This is a genomic window from Actinotalea sp., assembly GCF_035443605.1.
Classification (GTDB): domain Bacteria; phylum Actinomycetota; class Actinomycetes; order Actinomycetales; family Cellulomonadaceae; genus Actinotalea.
Genome location: NZ_DAORSQ010000068.1, coordinates 1 through 8,996 on the forward strand (window position 1 = coordinate 1; position 8,996 = coordinate 8,996).

The following is an 8,996-nucleotide window of genomic DNA, read 5'->3' on the forward strand; positions in this document are numbered from 1 at the left end:
CTGCTGGGCGGCGCGGACCCGGCGGCGTTCCGCGGTGCGACGACGGTCGACGAGATCACCCGCGCCATGGCCGCGATCCCGTCGAACCACTCGCCGTCGTACGCCCCGGTGGAGGACCCCACCCTGCGCATCGGGGTGGCGGCGCTCACCGCGGCCGCGCGGGAGTGGCTCGCGGCGGCCAGCATGGGCAGCGCCCCGGAACTGCCCTGACCCGTCGGGCGTTGTGACCCTGCCCGAACCACCGCGTCGCAAGGAGACCCGTTGAGCCAGCCCCCCAGCACGCCCACCCGCGCCCCGGCCGGTCACGGCGCCGACAGCCATGACCTCATCCGTGTGCAGGGCGCACGGGAGAACAACCTCAAGGACGTCAGCGTCGAGGTCCCCAAGCGGCGGCTGACGGTGTTCACGGGCGTGTCCGGATCGGGCAAGAGCTCGCTGGTCTTCGACACCATCGCCGCCGAGTCGCAGCGCATGATCAACGAGACCTACAGCGCCTTCCTCCAGGGCTTCATGCCCAGCCTCGCGCGGCCGGACGTCGACGTCCTCGAGGGGCTGACCACGGCGATCCTCGTCGACCAGGAGCGGATGGGCGCCAACGCCCGGTCCACCGTGGGCACGGTCACCGACGCCAACGCGCTGCTGCGCATCCTGTTCAGCCGGCTCGGTCTGCCGCACATCGGCTCGCCCCAGGCCTTCTCCTTCAACGTGCCGTCGGTCAGCGGGGTCGGCCAGGTCAAGGTCGACAAGGGTGCCGCGACCACGGCGCAGAAGCGCTCCTACTCCGTGCTGGGTGGCATGTGCCCGCGGTGCGAGGGCATGGGGTCGGTGTCCGACATCGACCTGGCCCAGCTCTTCGACGCGTCGCTGTCGCTGGACGACGGCGCGATCACGGTCCCCGGGTACACCGGTGACGGCTGGTACGTGCGCATCTTCGGCGCGGTGGTCCCCACGGACGTGCCGATCGCGCAGTTCAGCGCGCGGCAGCGCCAGGAGTTCCTCTACGGCGAGCCCCGCAAGGTCAAGCTCGAGAACATCAACATGACCTACGAGGGCCTGGTGCCCAAGGTCACCAAGTCGATGCTGTCCAAGGACGTCGACGCGATGCAGCCCCACATCCGGGCCTTCGTCGAGCGGGCCGTGACGTTCCAGACCTGCCCCGAGTGCGGCGGGACCCGGCTGGCCGCGCCGGCGCGCTCCTCGAAGATCCACGGGACCTCGATCGCCGACGCCTGCGCGATGCAGATCACCGACCTGGCGGCGTGGGTGCGTGGCCTCGACGAGCCCGGGGTCGCGCCGCTGCTGCGCAACCTGACGCACCTGCTCGACGCGTTCGTCGAGATCGGGCTCGGCTACCTCTCGCTCGACCGGCCGTCGGGGACGCTGTCCGGCGGCGAGGCGCAGCGCACGAAGATGATCCGCCACCTCGGGTCGTCGCTCACCGACGTCACCTACGTGTTCGACGAGCCGACCATCGGCCTGCACCCGCACGACATCGCACGGATGAACACCCTGCTGCTCCAGCTGCGGGACAAGGGCAACACGGTGCTCGTCGTCGAGCACAAGCCCGAGGCGATCGCGATCGCCGACCACGTGGTCGACCTCGGCCCGGGCGCCGGGACCGCCGGCGGCGAGGTGGTCTTCGAGGGCACGGTCGAGGGCCTGCGAGCCAGCGGCACCCTCACCGGGCGGCACCTGGACGACCGCGCCGCGCTCAAGACGTCGGTGCGCACGCCGTCTGGCGCGCTGGCTGTGCGCGGCGCCGCGACCCACAACCTGCGGGACGTCGACGTCGACATCCCGCTCGGGGTGCTCGTGGTCGTCACCGGCGTCGCCGGTTCGGGGAAGAGCTCGCTCATCCACGGGTCGGTCTCCGGCCTCGACGGCGTGGTGACCGTGGACCAGGGCGCGATCCGCGGCTCGCGCCGCAGCAACCCGGCCACCTACACCGGCCTGCTCGAGCCCGTCCGCAAGGCGTTCGCCAAGGCCAACGGCGTCAAGCCCGCGCTGTTCAGCGCCAACTCGGAGGGCGCGTGCCCCGTGTGCAACGGTGCGGGCGTCATCTACACCGACCTGGGCTTCATGGCCACCTTCGAGAGCACGTGCGAGGAGTGCGAGGGCAGGCGGTTCGATGCCTCGGTGCTGGAGTACCGGCTCGGCGGGCGCGACATCAGCGAGGTGCTCGCGATGCCGGTGACCGAGGCCAGGGAGTTCTTCGCCGCCGGCGAGGCGCACACCCCCGCGGCCCACGCGATCCTGGAACGGCTCGCGGACGTCGGGCTCGGCTACCTCAGCCTCGGCCAACCGCTGACCACCCTGTCCGGCGGCGAGCGGCAGCGACTCAAGCTGGCGACCCAGATGGCGGCCAAGGGCCGCGTCTACGTGCTGGACGAGCCGACCACCGGCCTGCACCTCGCCGACGTCCAGCAGCTGCTGGGCCTGCTCGACCGGCTCGTCGACGCCGGCACGTCGGTGGTCGTCATCGAGCACCACCAGGCCGTCATGGCCCATGCGGACTGGATCATCGACCTGGGGCCCGGTGCCGGGCACGACGGCGGCCTGGTCGTCTTCGAGGGGCCCCCTGCCGAGCTCGTGGCCACCCGCTCCACGCTCACCGGGGAGCACCTGGCGGCGTACGTCGGCGCCTGACCTCGCAGCCTGACCTCGCCGCCGGTCGGCCCGCCAGCGCGACCTCGTGCCGGTCGGATGCCGGTGCCCGTCAGGCCACGCTGGCCGGCTCACCCAGCAGGCGCCGGACGGCGGCCCTGGAGGCGAGCAGGCACACGACGAGAGCAGTCACCGACACGAACCCGCCGAGGCTGACGGCGTCGCCGAAGACGAGGTCGACCAGCCAGAGGACGACGAACTTGCTCCCGGCCGCGACCACCCACAGCGACAGCCCCGCGGCGACCTTGGCCCGGCGCGACTCGGCCGCCCGCAGCCGGGCGAGGATCACGCCCTTGATCACGATGACCACCTCGAGGGCGCCCTTGAGGAGCACGGCCGTGAGCAGCGAGAGCGTGAACCCCTCGCTGAGCACCAGGGGGAAGTACTCGACGGCGAGATTGAGCACCACGACGTACACGAAGACGTCCACGACGTGGGCCGCACGGGGCAGGGTGGTCACGGGTCGATCCTGCCGCACATCGCGGTCGTCACGTGATCACCGGCCCTCACGGAGGACTCTCGCCGTGTCGGGAGTCCTGGCGCAGGCTCGCAGGTGCACCCGGGGTCCACCCGCCACCCGGCGCCGGCCCCTCACCCTCGGGCGTCGTAGCGGCCGTTGTGACGGATGGTGCGCAAGTGGCAACGCCAGCAGCTCACCAGCACCACCCGCACCCAACGCCGCCATGACGACCTCCGCCGCGCGGCCTGACCCCGGGGCCCGGCGTCGTGCTGCACATCGACGTCGTCCACCACGACCCGTCACCCGAACCCGCACCGCCGGCCCTCACCCGCTGACGAGCCCCGGCGCGGTACCGGGCTCGTGATCGGGCCCTGGGGGGGCGCGGTGCATCAGCACCTCCGCCGCGTGGTCGGCGAGTGCGGCGCCGGCGGACCCGTAGAGGTGGAACACCGCGTGGGCGCCGTGCCGGGCGAGCTCTGCAACGTCGTCGTCGTACCGTGCCACGGCGGCGACCTTGCCCGTGAAGCCGGCCGCCTGGAGGCGGGCGAGGGCGATGAGGTTGGCCTTGTGGAACGGCATCGCGAGCACCACCACCTGGACCCGGCCCGCGCGCTTGACCCGAGCCCAGAACTCCACGTCGGTGGCATCGGCGCGGAGCACGTCGAACCCCTGGACCTCGAGCTCGGTCACGCGGGTCTGGTCGTGCTCGACGCCGACGACCGACAGGCCGTACTCGTCGCGGAGCCGTGCGTAGGTGGCCGAGCCGATCCGGCCCAGGCCGAGCACCAGCGCGTCTGCCTGACCCACGTCGACCAGCCGGTCGTCGGGGTGCAGCTGGTACGTGCTGTGGTGCGGCAGCAGCCGGACCATCCGGGTGGCCAGCTCGACGCCGCGCCGGTTGACCAGTGCGGACACCGCGAAGCTGATGGCGACGGCGAGCGAGATCACCACCACCCAGCGATCGCCCAGCAGGCCGGCCGACGCGCCGACGGAAGCGACGATGATGCCGAACTCGGAGAAGTTGGCCAGGACGAGCCCGGCGAGGAAGGCGGTGCGTCGCCGCAGCCGCATGGCCCACAGCAGCACGGCGTAGAAGGCGACCTGGAACGGCAGCACCGCCAGGAGCGCGACCGCCAGCAGCAGGTCCTCGAGCCCTGGCCGCCCGTGCAGCCCGATCTGCAGGAAGAACGCGACCAGCATGAGGTCCTTGAACGTCATCAGCGAGCGCGACAGCTCCGGTGCGCTGGGGTGCTTGGCGAGCAGCAGCCCCATGACGAGGGCGCCGAGCTCACCGTCCACGCCGACCGCCTGGAACAGGCCCCAGCCCAGCGCCACCGCGACCGTCACCCCGAACAGCGCCTGCAGCTCGCCGTGGCCGATCCGGTCCCAGATCCGGTGCAGCGGCCACGCCGCGGGCACCAGGAGCACGAGCGCGAAGGCCCACGGGCTCGGCGCCTCGCCACCGGCGAGCGCCATGAAGGCGACGGCTGCCACGTCCTGCAGGACGAGCAGACCCACGGCGATCCGCCCGTAGAGCGACGTCGTGTCGGAGCGGTCCTCGAGGACCTTGACGACGAAGACGGTCGAGGAGAAGGTCAGCGCGAAGCCGACGAGGGCGAGCGCACCCGCCGGCTCGTCGGCGACCAGGGCGACGCCGGCCACCGCGAGCAGACCGAGGAAGCCCATCCCGACGGCCGTCGAGAGCACCAGGTGGACGCTCGTCGTCAGCCAGATCTCCCGGCGCAGCAGGGTGCGCACGTCGAACTTGAGGCCGATCGCGAAGAGCAGCAGCACCACGCCCAGCTCGGCGACCGGTGCCAGCCCCTCCGGCTCGGGCGCACCCAGCGCCCCCAGGGCGAACCCCGCCGCGAGGTACCCGACCAGCGGCGGCAGCCGTACGGACACCGCGAGGAGCCCGCCGACCACGGCGGCCGCGAGGTACAGCCCCAGCACCATGGACCCTCCTGACGGTGGTCCGGCCATTGTCGCGCGGCGTGCGGCGCCGGGGGACGTCGCGACTCCGACGCCACGCGGACGCGCGACCGCAGCTCGGGTCAGTCGTTGATCGCCTCGATGCCGAGTCGCTCGAGGTGCACGAGGTGATCCCGCATGGCCTGGAGCACCGCAGGGGCGTGCCCCTGCCAGTCGGTGACCTCGCCGACGACGCGCAGGGGCTGCCGGGTGCGGTAGGACCTGGTCGGGTTGCCCGGGAACCGCTGGTCGGTCAGGTTCGGGTCGTTCTCGAACGGACCCATGGGCGCCACGCGGTAGATCCGGCCGCGGCCCTCGCCCACCGCCAGCTCCGCGCCCCAGGTGGCCGCGTCCAGGGTCGCGGTCAGGTAGACGTAGCTCGCCGTGGCGCGCCCACCGAAGTTGGAGCTACGACCGGGCTCCAGGAGCTCCCCCACCGCCAGGTCGGCCTTCGTGCCGTGGAAGAAGGGGCCGGGGTCCTCGATCCCGGACGGCATCGGCTCGTCCACCCTGCGCACCCCTCGTCGGTCTCGGCCCTCGGCGTACCGGACGGCGCTAGCTCCGCTGCCACATGACGACCCTGGCACGCCCCCCACGCTTGGCCTGCTGGAGTGCCGCGTCCGCCGCCGCCCAGGGGGCCGTCGCGGTGTGGTCCGCGGGACCGACGCCGACGGACACGGTGACGTGCAGGGCGTCGGACACCTCGTTCCACGGGTGGCAGGCCACCGCGCTGCAGACGCGCTCGGCGAGGGAGGCTGCGGCCTCGCTGCCCCCGTCGGGCAGGATGAGGAACTCGTCGCCGCCGTAGCGGATGAGCAGGTCCTCGGATCGGGCATGGGACCGGATGATCTGGGCGACCGTCCGCAGGACCACGTCGCCGATGGCGTGGGAGAGGTCGTCGTTGATCGCCTTGAAGTTGTCGACGTCGAGGAACACGGCCCAGGAGCGAGCCTGGACGTCGTTCCCGGGCGACTCCAGGAGCCTGCGGTTGCCGAGCTGGGTGAGCGGGTCCTGCATTGCCGCGCGCCCCGTGCGGGCGGACTCCGCGGCCAGCTCGCGCAGCTGGTGCCGGTCGAGCAGCGCGGCGAAGCGCCCGGCCCGCTCCGACCAGTTCCGGCTCAGCGCTCCACGGGCGATCGCCAGGACCTCGGGGATGGCCGGGTGGGGCCCGAACTCGGACTCGTACGCGCCCGAGAGCGCCCACCGCCCCGTCGCGGCCCACATGTCGCGCCGCGCGGCCTCCGCGTCCTCGACGACGGCCCGCAGGTGCTCTCGCGCCGCTGCCGTGTCGTGGCGGTCGACGGCGTCCCGCCCGAGCACGAGGTGGAGCAGATGGGTCTCGACGAGCTCGGGGCGGGGGCGGAACTTCTCGGCGGCGGCCCGCGCGCGCAGCGCCGCCAGCTCCCCGTCGCCCAGCTGCATCGAGGCATAGGCGTCGATGACCTCCCCGCGTCCGACCATCGGGACGTTGCCCACCGCGTGGGCGACGCGCACCATGCGCCGGGCGCGGGAGGACGCGGTGGCGAACTTGGCGCTGGCGTCGGCCTCACGTCCGATCAGGTGCAGGCTCGCCCCCCAGAACGCGCTGAGCAGCGCGAGCTCCTGCGCGACGAGCACCTCGACGTCGGGATCGAACGCCGACCTGATCCCCAGCAGGGCGGCGTCGGCCTGCTCGAGGAGGTTCGCCGAGCGGAGCGCCAGGGCCACGGCCATGCTGGCCGACAGGTGGCCGTAGGAGCCGGCGGGGATGAGGTCGAGGCGCCAGTGCGCCTCGGCCAGTGCTGCGATGGAGCGCCCGTGCTCGTGGATCCGTCCGCTGGACTCGGCGATCACGGCCAGGGCCTTGGCCCGCCACACGGGTTGCGGGCTGTCACCCAGGTCGGCCAGCAGCCGCTCCGCGACCTCGAGCGCCTCGGCGGCACGCCCGAGCTCCTGCAGCGACGTGGCCTCGATGTACCGCAGGTAGCGCGTGGTCTCGTGGTCCCCCGCAGCCTGCGTGAGACGTACCCACTGCTCGCACGCCTCGACCGCCCGCAGCGCGAAGCCCTTGAGGTAGAGCGCGTGCGCGACGTCGGAGACGGCGTCGAACGGCCCGAACTCCGCCGTCGCGAGGAGCTCGGTGCCGGGGCCGCCCTGGCCTGGTGTCACGCACACCTCCCTCGGGTCGTGCCGACCGCGGCGGACCGGCGGTGAACGCCGCTCTCCACGGCGCCGGTGTCCATCATGGCCTCATCGGCTCCGTGATCCCGCAGGGTTGGTGACGGCGCGGCGCGCCTCGTCGGTGGTCACGACCCGGTCGCGACCGGTCTCCTTGGCCGCGAGCAGCCTCTGGTCGGCGCGGCGCAGCACCGCGTGGGCGTCCTCGCCGGGCCGGATCATCGCGCCGCCGATGGAGACGCTGATCGACAGCGGGCCCGCCGGGCCGGCGTAGCGCGACCGGCTGACGAGCATGCGGATGCGCTCGGCGAGGCCGGCGAGCTCGCTGGGGCCGATGTGCCCGGTCACGACCGCGAACTCCTCGCCGCCCATCCGAGCCACCCCGTCACCGGCGCGCAGGCCATGGGTCAGGGTCGCCGCGATCACGCGCAGGACCTCGTCGCCGACGTCGTGGCCGAAGGTGTCGTTGACGGACTTGAACCGGTCGATGTCAGCGATGAGGACGCCGAACGGGATGCCGTACCGGCTCCACTCGCCCAGCCGCTGGTCCAGGCAGCGGTCCAGGTAGCGACGGTTGCCCAGGGCGGTCAGCGGGTCGATCTGCGCCAGGGACTGCAGCTGGTCGATCTCGAGGCGTGCGGTGCGCAGCGCGGTGTCGTCGCTGAACACCTCGACGGCACCGACGATGGTCCCGGCGGGATCGCGCAGGGGCGAGGCCCTGACCCGCACCGGCACCAGGTGGCCGTCCTTGTGGTGCATGAGGATGTGGCACTCACGCGGCTGGCCGTCACGCATCGTCCACAGCAACGGGCACCGGGCGCCGCACAGCTGCGCACCGGCCTCGTCGACGTGGTTGAGCAGGCCGTCGCGGCACCGGCGACCGACGACCTCGTCGCGGGAGTAGCCGGACAGCGCGCCCGCCCCGGAGTTCCAGTAGGTGATGCGCCGCTCGCGGTCGACGAAGTAGACCCCGTCGCTCATCGAGTCCAGGAGCTCCGCGTACATGCCGTCGTGCACCACGCACCTCGCCTCACGCACCCAGCGGCGCATGGCTCCCATCGGCCACCGGCCGGCGGGCATGAGGAGTCGCCGTGCCGCACGGGGCCCGTTCCGGGCCGTAGGTCCCTTACCCGCGCGGGGGTCGGCAGTGCCAGGATCGGGGGAACGCGTGCGCGACGGCGCGCACGAGGGAGGCGGTCCACATGCCCGGGACGACGGAGACCATCTGCCACTGGGAGCAGGTCCAGCGCCAGTGGAAGTGGGAGTGGGCCAGCTACCACCCCCACGCCAGCGTGTTCTGGACCCCCGTCCGCGAGGACGGCACCACCGAGCTCGTCGAGGACGCCGCGCTGGCGCCCGAACCACCCGGGCTCGTGGTGGACCTCGCCTACGGCAGCCGGTGGGAGAAGGTCTCGGGGACCGGGACCAACGTCGTCCTCGCGTCGGTCGACCTGCCAGTGGGCGAGTCCCCCGTCGGTGCGGGCTGGCAGCTGGTGGACGCCGCGGTCCGCTGAACCCGGCGAGGACGGCGGGACCTCCTAGGAGACCTTGCGGCGGTAGGTGGCCACGGCGGCCGCGTAGGCGACGACGAGGATGCCGACGCACCAGGCCAGCGCTACCCCGAGCTCCGAGCCGACCGGCTGCCCTGCCAGCAGGTCGCGGATCGCGTCGACGATGGCGGTCACCGGCTGGTTCTCGGCGAAGGCGCGCACCGGGCCGGGCATCGTCTCGGTGGGCACGAACG

7 protein-coding genes and 2 pseudogenes are annotated in these 8,996 nt (G+C 72.9%); 3 read left to right on the plus strand and 6 right to left on the minus strand.

Annotated elements, in window-relative coordinates; all coding sequences use genetic code 11:
* Together PKY62_RS08800 and PKY62_RS08805 are read left to right on the plus strand one after the other, a co-directional pair.
* Positions 1-210: pseudogene (locus PKY62_RS08800) on the plus strand (hypothetical protein); the annotation flags it as partial.
* A 51-nt stretch (positions 211-261) separates the two neighbouring features.
* Positions 262-2,646 carry an ATP-binding cassette domain-containing protein gene (locus PKY62_RS08805; RefSeq protein ID WP_324536337.1) on the plus strand — a complete coding sequence of 795 codons (2,385 nt, stop codon included), beginning with the start codon at positions 262-264 and terminating at the stop codon, positions 2,644-2,646.
* 70 nt (positions 2,647-2,716) lie between these two features.
* Here PKY62_RS08805 and PKY62_RS08810 read toward each other — a convergent pair whose 3' ends face one another.
* The 5 genes from PKY62_RS08810 to PKY62_RS08830 all read right to left on the minus strand — a co-directional run bounded on the left by PKY62_RS08810 (position 2,717) and on the right by PKY62_RS08830 (position 8,272).
* Positions 2,717-3,124, minus strand: a complete 408-nt coding sequence (locus tag PKY62_RS08810; RefSeq protein WP_324536338.1) for a hypothetical protein — start codon at positions 3,122-3,124, stop codon at positions 2,717-2,719.
* Between the two features lie 324 nt (positions 3,125-3,448).
* Positions 3,449-5,080 (minus strand): cation:proton antiporter domain-containing protein, encoded by a 1,632-nt coding sequence (locus PKY62_RS08815; RefSeq protein ID WP_324536339.1) that lies wholly within the window; start codon positions 5,078-5,080, stop codon positions 3,449-3,451.
* 98 nt (positions 5,081-5,178) lie between these two features.
* Entirely contained in the window at positions 5,179-5,592 is a 414-nt protein-coding gene (gene arr, locus PKY62_RS08820; RefSeq protein ID WP_324536349.1) for an NAD(+)--rifampin ADP-ribosyltransferase, read from the minus strand.
* A gap of 58 nt (positions 5,593-5,650) precedes the next feature.
* Entirely contained in the window at positions 5,651-7,243 is a 1,593-nt protein-coding gene (locus PKY62_RS08825) for a diguanylate cyclase (protein WP_324536340.1), read from the minus strand.
* A gap of 81 nt (positions 7,244-7,324) precedes the next feature.
* The gene (locus tag PKY62_RS08830) at positions 7,325-8,272 is read right to left on the minus strand and encodes a sensor domain-containing diguanylate cyclase (RefSeq protein WP_324536341.1); all 948 of its coding nucleotides are present in this window, start codon (positions 8,270-8,272) and stop codon (positions 7,325-7,327) included.
* 182 nt (positions 8,273-8,454) lie between these two features.
* On the opposite strand from PKY62_RS08830, the gene PKY62_RS08835 reads away from it, so the two are divergent.
* A complete protein-coding gene (locus PKY62_RS08835) occupies positions 8,455-8,766 on the plus strand; it encodes a hypothetical protein (protein WP_324536342.1) in 312 nt (103 codons plus the stop codon).
* Positions 8,767-8,790: 24 nt separating this feature from the next.
* On the opposite strand, the pseudogene PKY62_RS08840 reads toward PKY62_RS08835, so the two are convergent.
* Positions 8,791-8,996 (minus strand): annotated as a pseudogene (locus PKY62_RS08840) (ABC transporter permease); the annotation flags it as partial.

Bases quoted from the DNA above. Each gene is read 5' to 3' on its own strand.
- PKY62_RS08815 (WP_324536339.1), bottom strand. From the start codon at position 5,080: ATGGTGCTGGGGCTGTACCTCGCGGCCGCCGTGGTCGGCGGGCTCCTC.
- arr (WP_324536349.1), bottom strand. From the start codon at position 5,592: ATGCCGTCCGGGATCGAGGACCCCGGCCCCTTCTTCCACGGCACGAAG.
- PKY62_RS08835 (WP_324536342.1), top strand. From the start codon at position 8,455: ATGCCCGGGACGACGGAGACCATCTGCCACTGGGAGCAGGTCCAGCGC.